Source organism: Streptomyces sedi (assembly GCF_006335015.1).
Classification (GTDB): domain Bacteria; phylum Actinomycetota; class Actinomycetes; order Streptomycetales; family Streptomycetaceae; genus Streptomyces; species Streptomyces sedi.
The window spans coordinates 78,965-99,284 of sequence record NZ_VDGT01000016.1 but is presented as its reverse complement, the minus strand read 5'-3'; the positions used below and the strand labels follow the sequence as shown (position 1 = coordinate 99,284).

General features: G+C 74.4%; 16 protein-coding genes. 12 read left to right on the top strand and 4 right to left on the bottom strand.

The window, feature by feature from the left end; all coding sequences use genetic code 11:
- Positions 1–92 precede the first annotated feature (92 nt).
- A complete protein-coding gene (locus FH715_RS20240; RefSeq protein ID WP_139647371.1) occupies positions 93–1,892 on the bottom strand; it encodes an L-lactate permease in 1,800 nt (599 codons plus the stop codon).
- A gap of 250 nt (positions 1,893–2,142) precedes the next feature.
- Complete coding sequence (locus FH715_RS20235; protein ID WP_139647370.1) at positions 2,143–2,550, bottom strand: CoA-binding protein; 408 nt, start codon at positions 2,548–2,550, stop codon at positions 2,143–2,145.
- Positions 2,551–2,614: 64 nt separating this feature from the next.
- Here FH715_RS20235 and FH715_RS20230 point away from each other — a divergent pair, with 64 nt between their 5' ends.
- The 7 genes from FH715_RS20230 (at position 2,615) to FH715_RS20200 (ending at position 12,366) form a co-directional block, all read left to right on the top strand.
- Positions 2,615–3,241, top strand: a complete 627-nt coding sequence (locus FH715_RS20230) for an IMPACT family protein (RefSeq protein WP_139647368.1) — start codon at positions 2,615–2,617, stop codon at positions 3,239–3,241.
- Positions 3,242–3,376: 135 nt separating this feature from the next.
- Positions 3,377–4,474: an LLM class flavin-dependent oxidoreductase gene (locus tag FH715_RS20225; RefSeq protein WP_139647366.1), complete on the top strand. Its 1,098-nt coding sequence runs from the start codon at positions 3,377–3,379 to the stop codon at positions 4,472–4,474.
- A 29-nt stretch (positions 4,475–4,503) separates the two neighbouring features.
- Positions 4,504–5,196: an FMN reductase gene (locus FH715_RS20220; RefSeq protein ID WP_139647364.1), complete on the top strand. Its 693-nt coding sequence runs from the start codon at positions 4,504–4,506 to the stop codon at positions 5,194–5,196.
- An 81-nt stretch (positions 5,197–5,277) separates the two neighbouring features.
- A complete protein-coding gene (locus tag FH715_RS20215) occupies positions 5,278–7,350 on the top strand; it encodes a pectinesterase family protein (protein ID WP_139647362.1) in 2,073 nt (690 codons plus the stop codon).
- Between the two features lie 125 nt (positions 7,351–7,475).
- The gene (locus FH715_RS20210; protein WP_139647360.1) at positions 7,476–8,630 is read left to right on the top strand and encodes an exonuclease SbcCD subunit D; all 1,155 of its coding nucleotides are present in this window, start codon (positions 7,476–7,478) and stop codon (positions 8,628–8,630) included.
- On the top strand, positions 8,627–11,650 hold the full coding sequence (locus FH715_RS20205) for an AAA family ATPase (protein WP_139647358.1): 3,024 nt from the start codon (positions 8,627–8,629) through the stop codon (positions 11,648–11,650). Before FH715_RS20210 ends, FH715_RS20205 begins: the two co-directional genes overlap by 4 nt.
- A 92-nt stretch (positions 11,651–11,742) precedes the next feature.
- Entirely contained in the window at positions 11,743–12,366 is a 624-nt protein-coding gene (locus FH715_RS20200) for a hemerythrin domain-containing protein (RefSeq protein ID WP_246108859.1), read from the top strand.
- Between the two features lie 19 nt (positions 12,367–12,385).
- Here FH715_RS20200 and FH715_RS20195 read toward each other — a convergent pair whose 3' ends face one another.
- Positions 12,386–12,871: an SRPBCC family protein gene (locus FH715_RS20195; protein WP_139647356.1), complete on the bottom strand. Its 486-nt coding sequence runs from the start codon at positions 12,869–12,871 to the stop codon at positions 12,386–12,388.
- Between the two features lie 242 nt (positions 12,872–13,113).
- On the opposite strand from FH715_RS20195, the gene FH715_RS20190 reads away from it, so the two are divergent.
- The 5 genes from FH715_RS20190 (at position 13,114) to manD (ending at position 18,586) form a co-directional block, all read left to right on the top strand.
- Complete coding sequence (locus tag FH715_RS20190; RefSeq protein WP_139647354.1) at positions 13,114–13,899, top strand: FadR/GntR family transcriptional regulator; 786 nt, start codon at positions 13,114–13,116, stop codon at positions 13,897–13,899.
- Positions 13,900–14,230: 331 nt separating this feature from the next.
- Positions 14,231–15,553 (top strand): ABC transporter substrate-binding protein, encoded by a 1,323-nt coding sequence (locus FH715_RS20185; protein WP_139647353.1) that lies wholly within the window; start codon positions 14,231–14,233, stop codon positions 15,551–15,553.
- Positions 15,553–16,488, top strand: a complete 936-nt coding sequence (locus tag FH715_RS20180) for a carbohydrate ABC transporter permease (protein WP_139647351.1) — start codon at positions 15,553–15,555, stop codon at positions 16,486–16,488. The genes FH715_RS20185 and FH715_RS20180 overlap by 1 nt, the downstream gene beginning before the upstream one ends.
- On the top strand, positions 16,485–17,327 hold the full coding sequence (locus tag FH715_RS20175; protein ID WP_139647349.1) for a carbohydrate ABC transporter permease: 843 nt from the start codon (positions 16,485–16,487) through the stop codon (positions 17,325–17,327). Before FH715_RS20180 ends, FH715_RS20175 begins: the two co-directional genes overlap by 4 nt.
- 35 nt (positions 17,328–17,362) lie before the next feature.
- A complete protein-coding gene (manD, locus tag FH715_RS20170; RefSeq protein ID WP_139647347.1) occupies positions 17,363–18,586 on the top strand; it encodes a D-mannonate dehydratase ManD in 1,224 nt (407 codons plus the stop codon).
- Positions 18,587–18,633: 47 nt separating this feature from the next.
- On the opposite strand, the gene FH715_RS20165 is transcribed toward manD, so the two are convergent.
- Positions 18,634–20,313: a DUF885 domain-containing protein gene (locus FH715_RS20165; RefSeq protein ID WP_139647345.1), complete on the bottom strand. Its 1,680-nt coding sequence runs from the start codon at positions 20,311–20,313 to the stop codon at positions 18,634–18,636.
- Between the last annotated feature and the right edge of the window lie 7 nt (positions 20,314–20,320).

Sequence of the window (20,320 nt, the reverse complement as noted above, 5' to 3'; positions counted from 1 at the left end):
CCGTGGTCCCCTGACGCTCTTCCGGTGACCCACCGTAGCGGCGACCACTGACAACGGCCCCCGCCCCGCGCCCCGTTCCGGCGTCGTGACGGTCAGCGCCGCTCGTGCTCCCCGGAACCGGCGTCCCGTGGCCGGCGGCGCCAGGCGCGGGCGGCGAAGGCGGCCAGCGCCGCGACCAGCAGGACGAGTCCGACGGTGCCGGCGTTGAGGCCGACCCCGTACACGAAGACCGAGGCGAGCGTCCCGGCGGCGAGGCAGTAGTACACCATCGGCAGGACCGTCTTGCGGATCAGCAGTCCCTCCCTGCCGATCAGTCCGACGGTCGCGCAGGCGGCGACGACGTTGTGGACCGTCACCATGTTGCCCGCCGCCCCGCCGACGGCCTGCGCGGCGACGACCGTCTTGGCGCTGATGCCGATCTGCTCGGCGGTGGAGAACTGGAAGAGGGAGAACATCAGGTTGCTGATGGTGTTGCTGCCCGCGACGAAGGCGCCCAGCGCGCCGACCCAGGGCGCGAACATCGGCCACGCGCCGCCCGCGAGGTCGGCCGCCCCGGTCGCCAGGGTCAGCGGCATGCTCTCCAGGCCCGTGGAGTTGAAGTCGGGGCCGGAGTTGATGAACACCCGGACCAGCGGGACGGCGAAGAGCAGCGCGATCCCCGCGCTGACGATCTGCCGTCCGGCCACCCGCCAGGACGCGACGATCTGCCGGCGCCTCATCCGGAAGAGCGGATAGCTCACCCCCACGGTCAGCAGGAAGAGGAACCCGGGCAGGAAGACGGGCTCCACGGCCTGCGCCACCGGGGTGCCCAGAATGCCGTTCCACTCCCAGGTGATCCCCGACAGCCACTCCTTGAGCGGGAGTTGTGGCAACCGGGTGACGACGAGCAGCCCGGCGACCACCAGATAGGGGAGCCAGGCCCTGGCGACGGGCATGTCGCCGGCGGTCGCCTCGCTCATGTCGGGCCTGACGGAGCCGCTCCACTCGGGCAGCCAGCGTTCGCGCGGCTCGAAGTCCCAGGCGCGCGTGGGCTGGAGGAAGCCCCGCCGGGTGGCGACCATCACGACGACCAGCCCGATCAGACCGCCGAGCAGGGAGGGGAACTCGGGGCCGAAGAGGACCGCGACCGCGAGATAGGGCACCGTCATGGCGAACGCGGCGAACAGCGCGAACGGCGCCACCTCCAGCCCCTCGCCGAGGCTGCGCCGCGCGCCGAAGTAGCGGGTCAGCAGGCAGACCACGAACAGCGGTACCAGGGTGCCGACGAGCGTGTGCAGCAGCGCCACCTGCACCGCGACCTCGGGCACGTAGTCGCCGAGCGCGGTGCCCCGCTCGGCCAGCCGGGTCTCGGCCGCGGAGCCGCTGAGACCGTCGTTGACCCCCACCAGCATCGGCGTGCCCACCGCGCCGAAGCTCACGGGGGTGCTCTGGATGATCAGGCCCACCATGACGGCGGCCAGCGCGGGGAAGCCGAGGGCGAGCATCAGCGGCGCGACCACGGCGGCGGGCGTGCCGAAGCCGGAGGCGCCCTCGATGAAGCTGCCGAAGAGCCACCCCACGATGATCGCCTGCACCCGGCGGTCCGGGCTGATCTGGGTGAACGCGGAGCGGATGGTGCGCAGGGCGCCGCTGGCGTCGAGGGTGGCGAGCAGCAGCAGCGCGCCGAAGATGATGTAGAGGAGGGTGAGGGCGATGATCAGCCCCTGGAGCGAGGAGGCGGCCACCTCGGCGGCGCCCACCTCCCAGAAGAGCATCGCGATCACGACGACGAGCAGATAGCCGGCCGGCATCGCCCGGGTGGCGGGCCAACGCAGCCCCACCAGCAGGAGTCCGACGAGCAGGATCGGCGCCAGGGCCAGAAGGCTCAGGACGGCGAGGTTGTCGGTCAGCATGAGGAACGCCTTCCGCCGACCGCGGGGGACGTCGCACCGCGCTGCACGGCTACCTCCCACGCGGAGGCGCCGGCCGTCCGACCGGGGGTGCGGGCCGACCGGCGCGGGAGCCCGACCGGGTCCGGCCGGGCTGCTCGTTGCGGTGGGAACGTAGAAGCGGCCCTGTGAGCTGTCAAGAAGCGCGGCAGAAGGGGGAGTTGGGACTCAGGGGGGCGTCACCGGGACCCCGCCGTTCGCGGCGGGGTCCGCGTCACCGGAGCCGGGGCAGCTCGATCGCCGGGCAGCGGTCCATCACCATGGCAAGGCCGGCCTCCGTGGTGCGGCGGAACGCGTCCTCGTCGACCACCCCGAGCTGGAACCACACGGCCTTCGCGCCGATCGCCACCGCCTGGTCGGCGACCTCGCCGGCCTGCGCGCTGTTGACGAAGACATCCACCACGTCGACCGGGAACGGCACCTCGGCCAACGAGGCGAACCCCCGCTCCCCGGCCACCTCCTCGGCCTTCGGGTGCACGGGCACCACCCGCTTGCCCGCCGCCCGCAGCACCTCGGCCACCCCGTGGGCGGCCCGCGCCCGGTTGTTCGACAGCCCGACGACGGCCCAGACGGGCCCGGTCTCCTCAAGGATCCGGCGAACGGTCTCCTGGTCTCCGTACATGCGCCCCACAACCCGCGGGCGCCCTCCGGCATTCCCGCCGGGCGCCGTTGCCTACGCTGGGGCCGTGCCCGACACCTATCTGACCGTCGCCGCCGAGGGCGCGCACGAGACCGAGGTCAACCGTTCGCGCTTCCTGTGCGTGCTGGCGCCGGCAGCGACGGAGGAGGCGGCGCTCGCCCGGGTCGCGCGGGCCAGGGAGCGGCACCCGGCGGCGAGCCACCACTGCTTCGCCTATGTGATCGGCTCGGACGCCGACGTGCGGCGCGCCTCGGACGACGGTGAGCCCTCGGGCACGGCGGGGCAGCCCATGCTGAACATGCTGCTGCGCCGCGAGGCGCGCTTCGCCGTGGCCGTGGTGACCCGCTGGTTCGGCGGCACCAAGCTGGGCGCCGGCGGCCTGATCCGCGCCTACGGCGGCGCGGTCGGCGCCGCGCTGGACGCCCACCCGCTGGTCCCCAGGCGGCGGCTGCGCCTGGCCACGGTCACCGTCGACCACGCCAGGGCCGGCCGGCTGGAGAACGAGGTGCGCGCCCTGGGTCACCCGGTGCGGGACGTCGCCTACGGCTCCGAGGTCACGCTCACGCTGGCGCTCCCCGCCGCCGAGCTGGACGGCTTCGCCGCCTGGCTCGCCTCCGCCACGGCCGGCGCCGCCCGCCTCACCCCGGGCGGGGAGACCCACGACGCCGCCTGACGGCCCCGCCCGACCGGTGTTCCCGGCGGGCCTGGGGAGACCCCGCGAAACGGGTACCCGGTGGGGTGGAATAGACCGGCGGGGGATACCGTTGCCGCGAGCAAGTTGAACAATCAACTAACGGAGGTGGGTGCGATGCAGTTCGGGATCTTCACCGTCGGTGATGTCACCCCCGACCCGACGACCGGGAGGGCGCCGACCGAGCACGAGCGGATCAAGGCGATGCTGACCATCGCGCGGAAGGCCGAGGAGGTCGGGCTCGACGTCTTCGCGACGGGCGAGCACCACAACCCGCCGTTCGTGCCCTCCTCGCCCACCACCCTGCTGGGCTGGATCGCCGCCCGCACCGAGCGGCTGATCCTCTCCACCTCGACGACGCTGATCACCACCAACGACCCGGTGAAGATCGCCGAGGACTACGCCACGCTCCAGCACCTGGCCGACGGCCGCGTGGACCTGATGATGGGCCGGGGCAACACCGGCCCGGTCTACCCGTGGTTCGGCCAGGACATCCGCCAGGGCATCCCGCTGGCCATCGAGAACTACGCGCTGCTGCGCGAGCTGTGGAACGAGGACGTGGTCGACTGGAAGGGGCGCTTCCGCACCCCGCTCCAGGGCTTCACCTCGACGCCCAGGCCGCTGGACGGCGTGCCGCCGTTCGTCTGGCACGGCTCGATCCGCAGCCCGGAGATCGCCGAGCAGGCGGCGTTCTACGGCGACGGCTTCTTCGCGAACCATATCTTCTGGCCCAAGGAGCACTTCCAGCAGCTGATCGGCCTCTACCGGGAGCGTTACGCCCACTACGGGCACGGCACCCCCGAGCAGGCCGTGGTCGGCCTCGGCGGGCAGCTGTTCGTGCGGCGCAGCTCGCAGGACGCCGTGCGGGAGTTCAGGCCGTACTTCGACAACGCGCCGGTCTACGGGCACGGCCCCTCGCTGGAGGAGTTCACGGAGCAGACCCCGCTGACCGTCGGCAGCCCGCAGGAGGCGATCGAGAAGACGCTCACCTTCCGCGAGACCTTCGGCGACTACCAGCGCCAGCTGTTCCTGATCGACCACGCGGGGCTGCCGCTGAAGACCGTGCTGGAGCAGCTGGACATCCTCGGCGAGGAGATCGTCCCCGTGCTGCGCCGGGAGTTCGCCGCCGGCCGCCCGGCCGACGTTCCCGAGGGCCCGACCCACGTCGCGCGCGTCGCCGCCGAACGGCAGCGCACGGCCGCCTCCTCCGCCTGAACGCCCCCGCACCGACAAGGAGTCGACCCATGACGTCGCCCACCCCGCGCACCCTGGTGGTGGTCACCGCCGGGCTGAGCCAGCCGTCGTCGACCCGGCTGCTGGCCGACCGGCTCGCCGAGGCGACCCGCCGCCCGCTCGCCGACGCCGGAGCGCCCGTGGAGACCCGCGTCGTCGAACTCCGCGACCTGGCGACCGACATCGCGGGAAACCTCGTCACCGGCTTCCCCGCGCCCGCGCTGCGGGAGGCCGTCGAGACCGTGGAACGGGCGGACGCCGTCATCGCGGTGACGCCCGTCTTCGCCGCCTCCTACAGCGGGCTGTTCAAGTCGTTCTTCGACCTGTTCGAGCCGACGGCGCTGACCGGCACCCCCGTGCTGCTCGCCGCCACCGGCGGCACCGCGCGCCACTCCCTGGTGCTGGAGCACGCGATGCGCCCGCTCTTCTCCTATCTGCGGGCCGCCGTGGTCCCGACGGCCGTCTTCGCCGCCGCCGAGGACTGGGGCGGCGACGGCGACCCGCTCACCGACACCCTGCCCACCCGGATCAGCCGCGCGGCGGGCGAGTTGGCCGCGCTGCTGTCCGCGCGGGCGGGGGAGACGGGGCCACGCGCACCGTCCGAGGCGGCCGAGCCGTCGGCCGAAGGGACCGCGGAGCGGGGGAGTTCGGGACTGAGGGTCACCCCGTTCGCCGAACAACTGGCGGCGCTGCGGCCCCGCTGAGACGCCCGCACGGAGTGCGGCGGCAACCTCGGCCGCCCCGGCGGCCACTCACGGGGAGAACACCGACCCCGAGGGGACCCGATGCCGAACCCGACACCCCGTTACCACCGACGCCGCACCGCACTGCTGGCGTCGTGCGCGGCCCTGGCCGTCGCGGGCACCGCGCTCGCCGGCACCGCGCTGGCCGGCGCGCCCGACGGCGCGCCGGCCGAGCGCGACCCGGTCGCCCTGCCTGCCGCGTGGCCGGCTGAGGCCGACGGCTTCGCCTCGCTCGACGCGCTCGGCCAGGACGGCACCTACGGCGGCAGGGACGGCGAGACCGTCACCGTGACCACCGAGGAGGAGCTGCGTCAGTACGCCACCGCCGAGGAGCCCTACACCATCCAGGTCGACGGCGCGATCGAGTACGCCAACACCGGCGACGAGATCCCCGTGGCCTCCGACAAGACCATCGTCGGCGTCGGCACCTCGGGAGAGATCGTCGTCGGCGGCTTCTTCCTCGGCGAGGGCACGCACAACGTCATCCTCCGCAACCTCACCATCCGCGACACCTACGACGGTGACTGGGAGGGCAAGACCCACGACTGGGACGCCATCCAGATGGACGGCGCGCACCATGTGTGGATCGACCACAACCACCTGACGCGGATGGCCGACGGGCTGATCGACAGCCGCAAGGACACGACCTATCTGACGGTCTCCTGGAACCATCTCAGCGAGCACAACAAGGCGTTCGGCATCGGCTGGACCGAGAACGTCACCGCCGAGATCACCATCCACCACAACTGGATCGAGGAGACCGGCCAGCGCAACCCGTCGGCGGACAACATCGCGCGCGCCCACCTCTACAACAACTACCTGCTGGACGACCCCGCGGGCGACATCACCATGTCGTACGGCAACTACGCCAGGGGCGCCACCCAGATGGTGCTGGAGAACGGCTACTTCGAGAACGTCCGCGACCCCTACTACCCCGACCCCGACGCGCAGCTGGTCGAACGCGGCAGCGTCCTGGACGGCACCTCCGGGCGCGCCGAGACGCAGGGCTCGGCGTTCGACCCGTCCGAGTTCTACGACTACGCCCTCGACCCGGCCGAGGACGTGCCCGCGCTGCTGCGCCAGGGCACCGGGCCGCAGGCCGATGTCGCCGCCGCGACCGTCGCGGCCACGGGCACCGCGGACGCCGAGGTGGCGGCCGACGCCGACCTCGTCGTGTCCCCCGACGGCAGCGGCGACCACACCTCGGTCGCCGACGCCGTGAACGCCGTCCCCGCAGGCAACGACGCGCCGTTCACCATCGCGATCGAGCCCGGCGTCTACCGGGAGACCGTCAAGGTCCCCTCCGACCGGCCGCACCTGCGGCTCGTCGGTACCGGTGGCGACCCGGGCCAGGCCACGATCGTCTACGACAACTCGGCCGGCACCGAACGCCCCGACGGCGGTAACTACGGCACCTCGGGCAGCGCCACCGTGACCGTCGAGGCCGACGACTTCCAGGCGACCAACCTCACCTTCGCCAACGACTTCGACGAGGCGGCCAACGCCGACCAGGAGGGCCACCAGGCCGTGGCGCTGCGCACCGCCGCCGACCAGGTCGTGCTGCGGAACATCGTCGCCGACGGCGACCAGGACACCCTGCTGCTGGACACCGCGTCCAAGGGCACGGTGGGCCGGGTGCTCGTCACCGACTCCACGGTGCGCGGCAACGTCGACTTCGTCTTCGGCCGCGCCACCGCCGTGGTCCAGAGCAGTGAGATCGAGGTCACCCGCCGCGCCGACGGCAGCTCCGGCGGCTATGTCGCGGCGCCCTCCACGGCCGCCGACCACCACGGCTTCCTCTTCGTGGACAGCACCGTCAGCGGCGACGTGGAGGACGGCAGTTACCGCCTCGGCCGCCCCTGGTACGCCGGCGGCGACGCCTCGCTCCACCCGCAGGCCGTCTTCCGCGACTCCACGCTCGACGCGGCCGTCGCCGACGCGCCCTGGACCGACATGGGCGGCTTCCCCTGGACCGGCGCCCGCCTCGCCGAGTACCACAACAGCGGCGACGGCGCCGGCCGACCCGGCGCCGACCGGCCCCAGCTGAGCGACGAGGAGGCGGAACGCCACACGCCCGAGGCGTGGTTCGGCGACTGGACCCCCGCCGCCGGCTGACCGATCCGCGCGGGCGTTGTCAGACCCCGGTGGCAGACTTGGGCGCCATGCCACCGGGGTCGGCCCGGTGACCGAGACGAGGGGGCCCGGCGGATGACACGGCGGCACGGCGCGGCGGTGCGCGGGTGAGGTTCCTGCACACCTCCGACTGGCATCTGGGCCGCACCTTCCACCGGGTGAGCCTGCACGCGGAGCAGGAGGCGTTCCTCGACCACCTGGTCGCCGTCGCCCGCGCCGAGCGGGTCGACGCCGTGCTCGTCGCCGGGGACGTCTACGACCGGGCGGTGCCCCCGCTGGCCGCCGTGCGGCTCTTCGACGAGGCGCTGCACCGGCTCGCCGGGCTCGGCGTGCCCACCGTGATGATCTCGGGCAACCACGACTCCCCGCACCGACTCGGCGTCGGCGGACGGCTGTTGGCGGGCGCCGGCATCCATCTGCGCACCCGGCCCGAGGAGTGCGACACGCCCGCCCTGCTGGCCGACGCGCACGGGCCGGTCGCCGTCTACGGACTGCCCTATCTGGAGCCGACGCTCACCCGCGAGGCGCTCGGCGCCCAAGCGCCCCGGCACGCCGCGGTGCTGGGTGCCGCGATGGACCGGGTCCGCGCCGACCTCGCCGCGCGCCCCGCCGGGACCCGCTGCGTGGTGCTGGCGCACGCGTTCGTCACCGGCGGCGAACCCTCCGACAGCGAACGGGACATCACCGTCGGCGGCGTGGCCGCCGTGCCCGTCGCCACCTTCGACGGCGCCCACTACGCGGCCCTCGGCCACCTGCACGGCTGCCAGACCCTCACCGACCGAGTCCGCTACTCCGGCTCCCCGCTGCCCTACTCGTTCTCCGAGGCCGGACACCGCAAGACCATGTGGCTGGTCGACCTCGACGCGGCCGGAGCGGTGCGCGCCGAGCGCGTCGACGTCCCCGCGGGACGCCCGCTGGCCCGGCTGCGCGGCCGGCTCGCGACGCTGCTGGAGGACCCCGGACTCGCCCCGCACCACGACGCGTTCGTCGAGGCCACCCTCACCGACCCGATCCGCCCCGAGGAGCCCATGGCCCGGCTCACCGCCCGCTTCCCGCACGCCGTCAGCCTGCTCTTCGAGCCGGAACGGCCCCCCGGCGCCGAGGCCACCGGATACGCGGGGCGGCTCGACGGCCGCAGCGACGAGCAGATCGCCGAGGACTTCGTCGCCCACGTCCGCGGCGGCCAGGGCCCCGACGGTGCCGAAAGGACCGCCCTGCGCGCGGCGTTGACCGCCGCCCGGCTGCGGGAGGGCGAGGGATGAGGCTGCACGCGCTGACCGTCACGGCGTTCGGCCCCTTCGCCGGCACCCAGCGGATCGACTTCGACCGGCTCGCCGCCGGCGGCCTCTTCCTGCTGCACGGTCCGACCGGCGCGGGCAAGACCTCCGTGCTGGACGCCGTCGCCTACGCCCTCTACGGCTCCGTCCCCGGCGCCCGCCAGGGCAGCGTCCACGCGCTGCGCAGCGACCACGCCGACCCGGGGACGCGCACCGAGGTCGTCCTCGAACTGACCGTAGCCGGCCGCCGCTGGGAGCTGACGCGCGGCCCTGAGCAGCAGCGCCCCAAGCGCAGGGGCGGCGGCACCACCCGCGAGCGCGCCAGGAGCCTGCTGCGCGAACGCCGCACCCCCGACGGGCCCTGGACGGCGCTCAGCAGCTCGCACCAGGAGATCGCCCACGAGGTCGGCGAGGTCCTCGGCATGAACCGCGACCAGTTCTGCCAGGTGGTGCTGCTGCCGCAGGGCGACTTCGCGCGGTTTCTGCGCGCCGGCGCCGAGGACCGCGCCAGGCTGCTCGGCCGGCTCTTCGACACCCGCAGGTTCCGCGCCGCCGAGGACCATCTCGCCGAGCGCCGCGCCCGCGCCGCCGAGCGGGTCGGCACCGGCGACGAACGCCTGCTCGCCGCCGGCCACCGGGTCCGCCAGGCCGCGGGCGACGCCCCGGAGCTGGCCGACCACCGGTGGGCGCAGCTGTCCGCCGGCGATCTTGAACTGGCCGACGCCGTCCTGGAGTTCGCCGCCCTGGCCCGCTCCGGAGCGCGCGAGCGCGCGGCGGTGGCAGCCCAGGCGCTGGCGGCGGCCGAGGCCGCCGAGGCCGGCGCGCGGGAGCGCCACACCGAGACCGTCGAGCGCGCCCGTCTGCGCCGCTCCCACGCCGAGGCGAGCGAGCGCGCCGAGGCGCTGCGCCGCCGCCGGCCCGAGCGCGAGGCGACGCGTCGGCGGCTGGAGCGCGCCGGGGCCGCCGCGACGGTGGCGCCGACGCTGCGGCTGCGCGAGGCCGCCGCCGAGGAGCACCGCGCGGCGGTCGAGGCGGCGCGGGCCGCCCGCGCCGCGCTGGAGGGCCCGGAGCCGGCCCCCGACGCCCCGGCCGCCGCCCTCGCCGCCGCGGAACGCGAGGCGCGGACCCGGCTCGGCGCGCTGGCCGCCGCGCGGGCGGCCGAGGAGCGGGCCGAGGCGCTCGCGGCCGAGCTGGCCCGGCTCGCCGCCGCCGAGGACGAGCGGCGCGCCGCCATCGAGGACGCCGACGCCCGGCTCGCCGACTGGCCGGCCGCCGCCGAGCGGCTGCGCGAGCGACGCGAGCGGGCCAGGGCCGCCGGCGCCGGGCTGCCCCGGCTCGCCGAGCGCGTCGCCGAGGCCGAGGCCAGGGCGCGCGCCGCCGAGCGGCGGGACGCGCTGGCCGAGGCGGCGGCCGGGGCGCGCGCCGCGGCGCTGGAGGCGCGGGAGCGGGCGGCCGACGCGTTCGACACCTGGCTGCGGCTGAAGGACCGCCGGCTGGCCGGCATCGCCGCCGAGCTGGCCGCCGGGCTCGCCCCCGGCGAGCCGTGCGCCGTCTGCGGCTCCAGGGAGCACCCGGAGCCCGCCCCGCCGGGCGCCGACCCGGTCGACCCCGCCGCCGAGGAGGCCGCCGGCGCCGCCCACCGCGCGGCCGAGGCCGCCAGGGACGAGGCCGAACGCCGGGTCGCCGCGCGGGAGGCCGAGCACGCCACGGCCCTGGCCGCGGCGGGCGACCGTTCGACCGCGGCCCTCGCCGCCGAGCTGGCCGAGGCGACGGCCGAACGGGACGCGGCCCGTGAGGAGTCCGCCGACGAGCCGGCGGCTGCCGCCGCGCTGGAGCGCGCCGAGCGCGCCCACGCCGAGCTGACCGCGACCCGCCGCGCGGCCGAGCAGGAGCTGGCCGCCGACGCCGCCCGCGCGGGCGCCCTCGAAGCCGAACGCGCCGCCCTCGCCGCCGACATCGCCCGCGCCCGCGACGGCGCCCCCAGCGTCGCCGCCCGCGCCGCCGCCCTCGGCCGGCGCGCCGAGGCGCTGGCGGCGGCCGGCGCGGCGGTCAGGGCCGCCGAGGAGACCGCGGCCCGCGCGAAGACCGCCGACGCCCGCTGCGCCGACGCCGCCTACGCGGCCGGCTTCGCCACCCCCGCCGAGGCCCGCGCCGCCGCCCTCGCTCCCGAGGAGCGGCGGGCGGCCGAGGAACGGCTGGAGCGCGGGCGCGCCGAGGAGGCCGAGGTCGCCGCGCTGCTCGCCGACCCGCGCGCCGTGGCGGCCGTCGAAGGGCCGCCGGCCGATCCCGCGGCCAGCCAGGCCGACTGGCAGGCGGCGACCGCCCGGCTGCGCGCCGCCGTCTCCGCCGAGGCCGCCGCCCGCCAGCGGTGCGCCGAGCTGGACGCACTCGGCGACGCGCTCGCGGACGAGACCCGCGCGTTGGCCCCGCTCCGCGAGGAGAGCCGGCGCATCGCCGGCATCGCGGGGCTCGCGGCGGGCACCTCCCCGCAGAACGAGTACCGGATGCGGCTGGAGACGTATGTGCTGGCCGCCCGTCTGGAGCAGGTCGCCGAGGCCGCCACGGTCCGGCTGCGCCGAATGTCCGCCGGCCGCTACGCCCTGGTCCACTCCGACGCCCGCGCCGCCCACCGGGCCCGCTCCGGCCTCGGGCTGAACGTGCTGGACGCCTGGACCGGCCGGGCCAGGGACACCGCGACGCTCTCCGGCGGGGAGTCCTTCTTCGTCTCCCTGGCGCTGGCCCTCGGGCTGGCCGACGTGGTCTCCGCCGAGGCCGGGGGCCGCCGGCTGGAGACCCTCTTCGTCGACGAGGGCTTCGGCAGCCTCGACGAGCAGTCCCTGGACGAGGTGCTCGACGTCCTGGACGGCCTGCGCGAGCACGACCGGCACGTGGGCATCGTCAGCCACGTTCCGGACCTGCGCGCCCGGATCCCCAGCCAGCTGGAGATCCTCAAGACCCGCCACGGCTCCACCGTCCGCCACCGCGACCACCCGACGGGGGCGTGAGCCCGTGCGCCACGCGTGCGACCGGTCGCCGGCCCGTTTCCCCGGGGGCCGTCCCGGTTACCCGGGAGGGCCGAGCGCCGGTCGCCCGCGTCGTGACCGCCGCCGGTGACCTGCGGCAGGAGGAGATGATCACGTTGGGTGACGCGAGGACCGAACGCGCCGCGGCGGCGCGCCTGGACGACGAGGACATCGTCGGCGTGCTGCTGGCCCAGCACGCCCGCATCCGCGACGGGTTCAGCGAGGTCCGGGTGGCCGAGGGGACCCGCAGGCAGCGGGAGTTCGACCGGCTGCGCGCCCTGCTCGCGGTGCACGAGACCGCGGAGGAGATGATCCTGCGCCCCGTCGCGAAACGGGTGGCGGGCAGGCGGGAGGCCGAGGCCAGGAACGAGGAGGAGCACGAGGCCAACCAGGTCCTCGCCGAGCTGGAGAGGATGGGCGTGGACAACGCGGAGTTCGACGTGCGGCTGGACGAGTTCGAGCGGGCCGTCTCCGACCACGCCGACGCGGAGGAGCGCGACGAGTTCCCCTCCGTCCTGGACGCCTGCTCACGGGAGGAGCGCCTCCGGATGGGCCGGCGGCTGCTGGCCGCCGAGCGGAGGGCACCCACCCACCCGCACCCGAGTACGGCGGGCTCGCCCGCCGCGCAGTGGGCCGTCGGCCCCTTCGCCGCGATGACGGACCGGGTCAGGGACGCGCTGCGCCGCGACGGCTCCTGAGCCGGCGCCCGGCCGACCGCTACGCCCGAGGGCGCGGCGGGGACGGGCGGTCCTCGGCGGCGGGCTCCTCGGGCGTCAGCTCCTCCACCACCCGGGCCAGCCGCGCGAGCATCCCCCGGTGCCGGAACTGCTGAGCGGCGTCCAGCACGACGTTGTGCATCCGCCCGCCCAGTCCGCGCAGCGGATGCTCCTCCATGATCACCAGCGTGTTCCGTCCCCAGCGGCGGATCTCCAGCGCGATGCGCGCGGTGCCCAGTGGGCCGCTGTCGGCCTCCAACTCCAGGATGTGCGGCGGCTCGTAGCGCCTGACCCAGGTCCGCCCGTGCAGGTCGCGGAGGCCAAGCCGCACCGTGTACCCCAGCGCCGAGCCGACCTCCGGCCAGTCGTCGACCGCCGGCCCCGACTCCCGGGTGCCGACCACCCACCGCGCGTAGGAGCGGGGATCCTCCAACACCCGCCACACGGCGGGCGGCGGACGGAGGACCAGATGGTGCCGCACGGCCATGCTCGCTCCCCAACGCCTCGTGTTCGGACCGGGCGGGCGCCCCCGGGCGGCGCGCCGCCCGCGCGGGCCGTTCCCGCGGGCCGTTCCCCGCGGTTCCGGGAAGGCCCCCACTTCTGCCACGCAACCACCTTTCCCGCGGCCCGGCAGCTCGGGGGCCGCCGGGCGAAGGACGGCCGGGGGCGGGCCGCGACGCCGCCGGCGGCGGGGGAGGCGGGCACGGGCCTGCTGTTAAGCTCCTGGTCATGACCGCCCCGCCCACGTCGCCTTCGGGACGTGCGGCTTCCTCGTCCCAGCGGGGGCTGCTGACCGAGCGCGTCGCGCGCCAGCTGGAGCACGACATCCGCTCCGGCGAGATCGCCGTCGGCAGCAAGCTTCCCTCGGAGCGCGAGCTGGCCGAGCACTTCGGCGCCAGCCGGAACGTGGTCCGCGAGGCCCTGCGGCGCCTGGAGGCCCAGCATCTGATCGAGGTGGCGCCGGGCCGCGGCTCGTTCGTCGCCGAGCAGAGCCCGGGGCACGCCCGCAACTACGACGCCCTCTACCGGGCCGGCCGTCCCACCGTGCGCCATCTGATCGAGGCGCGCATCCCGCTGGAGGTCGAGATCGTGGGGCTCGCCACGGAGCGGGCCACCGCGGGCGACCTCGACGCGATGCGGGTGGCCAACGACGCGCTGCTGACCGCGACCGACGTCATCCACAAGGCCCGCGCCGACCTCGACTTCCACGACGCGATCGCCGCCGCCAGCGGCAACCCGGTGCTGCGGATCATGCTGTCGTCGATCGGCGGCATGATGTTCGAGATGATGCTCCGTTCCAACTCCGATCCCTCGATCGGCGAGCCGGGCGTCCCGCACCACCCCGAGATCCTGGAAGCGATCGTGGCCCGGGACGTCGAGTCGGCGCGGGTGCGGATGCGGGAGCATCTCCGGCTCGGCCTGCGCACCTACGGCGCGGACCTCGACCTGAGCCTGGACGTGATGGCCCGCCAGCACATCGACACCCTGCTGCGCGGGGTCCCCTCCCAGGACTGAGGGCCGGGCGACGGCGGGCTGAGGGCCGGGCGACGGCTCCTCGGCGACCGGCCCGGTGACCGCCCCCGGCGACGGCGCCCCGCGCGACCGCCCGCGGTGATGACACCCGGCTGACGGCCCACCGCGCCCGGTAACGCTTCGGAAGCGGGGCTGGTCAGAGCCGGGGGAGCCCTGTTACGGTCCATCTGGTCCTACCAGTTGGACCAATGTCGTCGCGCACACCCGCGCGGCCCCCCGCGCGCACACCAGGGCGCACCCCCACGCATCGCACGCACACACCCGCACGCTCCCGCACCACGAAGCACGAGTACGCAGAAAGTCGAGGACGAGGATGTCCACGAGCAGCCAGGGGGTCAGCCGCCGTTCGTTCGGCAAGCTGGCCGCCACCGCGGCGGTCGCGGCCGTCGGCGGGACGACGCTCGGCGCCTGCTCGACCCGCGGCGGCACCGCGTCCCCGGATGCCCCGCTGCGCGTCACGGCGATCAACCACGTCTGGTCCCACGCCATCGCCGACCGGCTGGAGGAGATCGAGGACCGCATCAAGCGGCGGGTCTCCCTCTCCATGCTCACCGCCGACCAGCTCACCAGCAGCTACAACGTGAAGCTCAACGCGTCGGCCACCGACGTCGACGTCATGATGGTGCGCGCGCTCCAGGAGCAGTTGCTCTTCGCGCACAACGGCTGGCTTGTCGACCTGACCGACCGCGTGGAGGGCGACGCCGGCTTCCGGTGGAACGACTTCCAGCAGGCGCCGCGCGAGCGCTCCGCCGTCGACGGCAGCGTGCTGAGCGTTCCCGTCGTCACCGAGCGACCCGCGCTCTACTACCGCAGGGACCTGGTCGAGGACTTCGGCGGGCCGCCCGGCACGCTCGACGAGCTGATGGACCTCTCGCTCGAACTCGCCGACCGCCGCGACAACTTCTTCGGCTTCGTCGGCCGGGGCCAGCGCAACGGCGCCGTCAGCCAGTGGTCCAGCTTCCTGTACTCCTTCGGCGGCGACTTCGTCGTCGACGGGCGCTCCGCGCTCGCCACCCCCGAGGCCATCGCCGCCTACGAGTACTACGGCCGGCTGCTGCACGAGACCGGACCGCCCGGCGCGACCAACATGAGCCTGGAACAGGCCATGCCGATCTTCGCCCAGGGCAAGGCCGCGTTCTACGTGGACGCCGACGCGATCTACACCAACTTCCTCGACCCCGGCGTCTCCACCGTGCAGGACGAGGTCGGCTTCGCCCCGTTTCCCGCCGGCCCCGCCGGGGCGCGCCCGCACAACATCCCGTCCTGGAGCCTGGGGATCAACGAGTTCTCCCTGCTGCGCGACGACGCCTGGGAGTTCCTGCGCTGGGCCTCGGGGCCCGAGATGGTCGCGGCGCTCCAGGCCGAGGGCATCCCCGGCGCCCGGGAGTCCGCCTGGACCGACGGCGGGACCCTCGGCAGCTTCCCCGCCGAACTCGCCGAGACCATGCGGATCAGCGCGGAGCGCGGCGTCGGCACCGACCGGCCGCAGGTGCTCCAGGTCGCGCGGGCCCGCGACATCGTCGGACGGCCGCTGGTGGCCGGCATCCTCGGCGAGTCCGTGCCGGGCGTGGCCCGCGACGCGGACGCCGAGTTCGACGAGTTCCTCGTCCGCGACAACCGCTACCGGGAGGGCTGATGGCCACCACGTCGACGCGGCCCGGCGGCCGGCGCACCGCCGGCACCCCGCGCACGTTCGAACAGGCCAACCGGCGCCTGAAGTGGGCGATGCTCGCCCCCGCCCTGGCGTTCGTCGGCCTGATGATCGTCTTTCCGCTGCTCTTCACGCTCAACCTGGGCTTCACCGACGCCTTCGGCGCCGTTAACGCCGACCGTTCCTTCGTCGGGCTGCGCAACTTCCAGGACGCCCTCTCCGACACCCGCCGCTTCTGGCCGGCCATCGAGCGCACCGTCGTCTTCACCGTCGGCGCGGTCGCGGTCGAGACCGCGCTCGGGCTGGCGCTCGCGATGCTGATGCGCAGGGCGTTCCGCGGGATGCGCTGGGTGCGGACCATCCTGATCATCCCGCTGCTGACCACGCCCGTCGCGATCGGCATCCTGTGGCTGCTGATCCTCGACCCGACCAACGGCGTCGCCAACCACATCCTCGACTCGCTCGGCCTGCCCACCCAGGAGTTCCTGGGCTCGGTCAGCCAGTCACTGCCGACGCTGATGTTCATCGACGTCTGGCAGTGGACGCCGATGATGACGCTGCTGCTGCTCGCCGGCCTCTCCACGCTGCCCGAGGAGCCCGAGGAGGCGGCGCTGGTCGACGGCGCGGGGCCCTGGCAGCGCTTCCGCCACGTCGTGCTGCCGATGCTGATGCCGACGCTGATGACGGCACTGGTGCTGCGCTCCGTCGACGCGCTGAAGACCTTCGACATCCTCTACGCCACCAAGGGCCCCGGCGGCGGCTCGGACTACGAGGTGGAGACGCTCAACGTCTACGCCTACGGCCTCACCTTCGACTACCAGGAGTACGGGCTCGCCTCGGCGGTGCTCGTGCTGTTCACCCTCTTCATCATCGCCGTCGTGGTCCTGCTGCGGCGTCGCGCCGGAAGGAAGGAAGCATGAGTGCCCACGTCGCCGCCCGGGCGGCACGGCGCCGGCGCGCCCTGAGCTGGCTGCGCGGCGCGGCCGTCGTCGCGGTCTCGCTGTTCTTCGCGCTGCCCCTGGTGTGGATGTTCGCCGCCGCGTTCAAGACCAACGTGCAGGTCACCGACCCCACCGTCGGGCTGGTCTTCTCCCCGACGCTGGAGAACCTGCGCAACGTGCTCGACGACGGCGAGATCATCACCTCGATGCGCAACTCGCTCGTCGTGGGCGTCGTCTCCACCGGGCTCTCCGCGCTGCTCGCCGTGCCCGCCGCGTGGGCCGTCGGCCGGTTCACGATGCACCGCACCGGCTCGATCGTGCTGATCGCGCGCATCGTGCCGGCCGTCTCCCTGCTGGTGCCCTGGTACTACCTCTTCGCCCAGGCGGGGCTGGTCGGCAGCTACACCGTGCTGATCCTCAGCCACATGTTCGTCTCGGTGCCGCTGATCCTGTGGATCATGATCGGCTTCTTCGAGGGACTGCCGGTCGAGCTGGAGGAGGCCGCCAGGACCGACGGGCTGAGCGCGTTCGGCGCGTTCTGGCGCATCGCGCTGCCGCTGGCGGCGCCCGGCACGGCGACCGCCTCGCTGCTGGCGTTCGTCTCCAGCTGGAACAACTTCATGTTCGCGCTGATCTTCGCCGACGAGGACACCCGCACGGCGCCCGTCACCCTCTTCAACTTCATCTCCTACGCCAGCACCGACTGGGGCGGGCTGATGGCCGCCGCCAGCCTGATGACCGTCCCGGTCGTGATCGCCGCCCTCATCGGTCAGAAATACCTCGTGGCCGGCCTCACGGCCGGGGCCACGAAGGGCTGAACCACCGCACCCCACCAGGAAGAACCCCCTCAGCCATGAAGATCGTCGACGCTCAGGTCGTCGTCACCAGCCCCGGCCGCAACTTCGTCACCCTGCGCCTCACCACCGACGACGGCGTCACCGGCCTCGGCGACGCCACCCTCAACGGCAGGGAACTCGCCGTCGCCAGCTACCTCACCGACCACGTCGCGCCGCTGCTGATCGGCGCGGACCCGCACCGCGTCGAGGACACCTGGCAGTACCTCTACCGGGGCGCCTACTGGCGGCGCGGACCCGTCACCATGGCCGCGATAGCCGCCGTCGACGTCGCCCTCTGGGACATCAAGGCCAAGGTCGCCGGACTGCCCCTCTACCAGCTGCTCGGCGGCGCCAGCCGCGAGCGGGTGCGCGCCTACGGCCACGCCAACGGCCGCGACCTGCCCGAGCTGTTCGACTCCATCCGCGCCCGGCGCGCCGAGGGCTACCAGGCGATCCGGGTGCAGATCGGCGTCCCCGGACTGAGCAACACCTACGGCGTCCACCAAAACCCCGCGCTCGGCGAGGAGAACGCCACCCGCCTCGACCAGCGCGCCCGCCCCGTCGTCGAGGAGTGGGACACCGCCGCCTACCTGCGCCACCTGCCGACCGTCTTCGAGGCGGTGCGCGCCGAGTTCGGCCCCGAACTCCCGCTGCTGCACGACGCGCACCACCGGCTCACGCCGATCCAGGCCGCCAGGCTCGGCAAGGACCTGGAGCCCTACGACCTGTTCTGGCTGGAGGACTGCACCCCGGCCGAGAACCAGGAGGCGCTGCGGCTGGTGCGCCACCACACCACCACGCCGCTGGCGATCGGCGAGGTCTTCAACACCGTCCACGACTACCAGACGCTGCTCACCGAGCAGTTGATCGACTACGCGCGCTCCGCCGTCACCCACTTCGGCGGCGTCACCCCGCTGCGCAAGCTCTTCGACCTGGCGGCGCAGTACCAGATCAAGAGCGCCATCCACGGCCCCGAGGACATCTCGCCCGTCGGCATGGCCGCCGCGATCCACCTGGACCTGGCCATCCACAACTTCGGCATCCAGGAGTACTCCGGCCACACCGCCGACACCCACGCGGTCTTCCGCCACGCCTACACCTTCACCGACGGCCACCTCCACCCCGGCGAGGAGCCCGGCATCGGCGTCACCCTCGACGAGGAACTGGCCGCCGCCCACCCGTACCGACCGGCGTACCTGCCGGTCAACCGGCTCGCCGACGGCACCGTCCACGACTGGTGAACGGCGACGGGGCCCGCGCGCCACCGCGCGGGCCCCGTGCGAGCCGGTCAGAGGACCGCCAGCTCGGCCTCCAGGTCGTCCAGCCCGAGTGAGCCGAGCGACAGCGCCGCCATGTGCCACTTCTTGGCGTCGAACCCGGCGCCCCGCGCCGCCCGCGCCGCCTCCCGGCCCCGCAGCCACGCCCGTTCGCCCAGCTTGTAGCCGATGGCCTGCCCCGGCGCCCCCAGATAGCGCACCAGCTCGCTGGCGACGAACTCCGGCGAACGGCTGCTGTGCCGCTGGAAGAACGTCTCGGCCAGCTCCGGTGTCCACCGCTCACCCGGACGGAACGGGGAGTCCTCGGGAATGGTCAGCTCCAGGTGCATCCCGATGTCGATGATCACCCGCACCGCGCGCATCATCTGGCAGTCCAGATAGCCCAGCCGGGTCTCCGCCGAGGTCAGATACCCCAGCTCGTCCATCAGCCGCTCCGCGTAGAGCGCCCACCCCTCCATGTTGGCGCTGACCCCGCCGACCGTCGTCTGGTAGCGGGACAGCTCGTCGGCGACGTGCACCCACTGCGCCAGCTGGAGGTGATGCCCGGGAACGCCCTCGTGGTACCAGGTCGAGACCAGGTCGTAGACGGGGAACCTGGTCTCACCCATCGTCGGCAGCCAGGTGCGGCCGGGGCGGGAGAAGTCGAGCGAGGGGCTGGTGTAGTACGGCGCCGCCGGCCCGCCGGGCGGGGCGATCCGCGCCTCCACCCGCTTGATGCGGTCGGCCAGCTCGAAGTGGGTGCCGTCCAGCTCCTCGATCGCCTCGTCCATCATCCGCTGCAACCACACGCGCACCTCGTCGACGCCCTCGACCACCATGCCGTGCGTGTCGAGATGGCGCAGCGCCGCCCACGGGTCGGCGCCCGGCAGGATCTTCTCCGCCTCGGTGACCATCTCCGCGCGTAGCCTGTGGAACTCCGACCAGCCGTACGCGTACGCCTCGTCCAGGTCCAGGTCGGTGCCGTTCCAGTACCGCGCCCAACGGGCGTACCGCTCCCGGCCCGCGATGTCGCTGGCGCCGGCCACCCGGGGCGCGTACTCCTCGCGCAGCCAGGTGCGCAACTCCGCCAACGCCTCGTTGGCGGCGCCGGCCGAGGCGGTCAACTCCTCGCGCAGCGCCTCGGGCCCCGGCGCGACGAACTCGGCGAACCAGCCGCCCGGCGCGCTCAGCGACTCGTCCAGCAGCGCCAACGTCTCCCGCACCTGCCGGGGCCCGGCCGGCAGGTCCCGCGCCAGCCCCTCGGCCAGCGACTCCCGGTACCCGGCGAGCGCCTCCGGCACCGCCCGCAGCCGGGCGGCGACCGCCGACCAGTCCGCCTCCGTCTCGGTCGGCGTCAACGGGAAGATGGTGCGCACGGAGTGCACCGGCGAGTGGAGGCTGCTCATCGCCCGCAGCGGCTCCCCGGCCTCGGCCACCGCCAACTCCGCCGTCAGCCGCTCCCGCAGCAGCCGCGCGCAGCGCCGCTCGCCCTCGGCGTCGGCGCCCGGCAACCTCTCCGCCACGTCGAGCCGGGCGAGGGTGCGCCGCGCCAGCTCGGCCTCGGCCTCGACCCCCCGCGGGGAGAAGTCCGGCAGCCTGCCCGAACTGTCCGGATCGCCGAGGAACGTTCCGGTGATGGGGTCGAGGGCGACGAGCGCGTCGACGTACTCGTCGGCGAGCCGGCGGGGGAGCGGGGTGAGTGAGTCAGCCATGAAGCCA

Bases quoted from the DNA above. Each gene is read 5' to 3' on its own strand.
- FH715_RS20195 (WP_139647356.1), bottom strand. From the start codon at position 12,871: ATGGCCGTGCGGCACCATCTGGTCCTCCGTCCGCCGCCCGCCGTGTGG.
- FH715_RS20180 (WP_139647351.1), top strand. From the start codon at position 15,553: ATGGCCACCACGTCGACGCGGCCCGGCGGCCGGCGCACCGCCGGCACC.
- FH715_RS20235 (WP_139647370.1), bottom strand. From the start codon at position 2,550: ATGTACGGAGACCAGGAGACCGTTCGCCGGATCCTTGAGGAGACCGGG.
- FH715_RS20215 (WP_139647362.1), top strand. From the start codon at position 5,278: ATGCCGAACCCGACACCCCGTTACCACCGACGCCGCACCGCACTGCTG.
- FH715_RS20205 (WP_139647358.1), top strand. From the start codon at position 8,627: ATGAGGCTGCACGCGCTGACCGTCACGGCGTTCGGCCCCTTCGCCGGC.
- FH715_RS20185 (WP_139647353.1), top strand. From the start codon at position 14,231: ATGTCCACGAGCAGCCAGGGGGTCAGCCGCCGTTCGTTCGGCAAGCTG.
- FH715_RS20225 (WP_139647366.1), top strand. From the start codon at position 3,377: ATGCAGTTCGGGATCTTCACCGTCGGTGATGTCACCCCCGACCCGACG.
- manD (WP_139647347.1), top strand. From the start codon at position 17,363: ATGAAGATCGTCGACGCTCAGGTCGTCGTCACCAGCCCCGGCCGCAAC.
- FH715_RS20190 (WP_139647354.1), top strand. From the start codon at position 13,114: ATGACCGCCCCGCCCACGTCGCCTTCGGGACGTGCGGCTTCCTCGTCC.
- FH715_RS20220 (WP_139647364.1), top strand. From the start codon at position 4,504: ATGACGTCGCCCACCCCGCGCACCCTGGTGGTGGTCACCGCCGGGCTG.
- FH715_RS20240 (WP_139647371.1), bottom strand. From the start codon at position 1,892: ATGCTGACCGACAACCTCGCCGTCCTGAGCCTTCTGGCCCTGGCGCCG.
- FH715_RS20175 (WP_139647349.1), top strand. From the start codon at position 16,485: ATGAGTGCCCACGTCGCCGCCCGGGCGGCACGGCGCCGGCGCGCCCTG.
- FH715_RS20165 (WP_139647345.1), bottom strand. From the start codon at position 20,313: ATGGCTGACTCACTCACCCCGCTCCCCCGCCGGCTCGCCGACGAGTAC.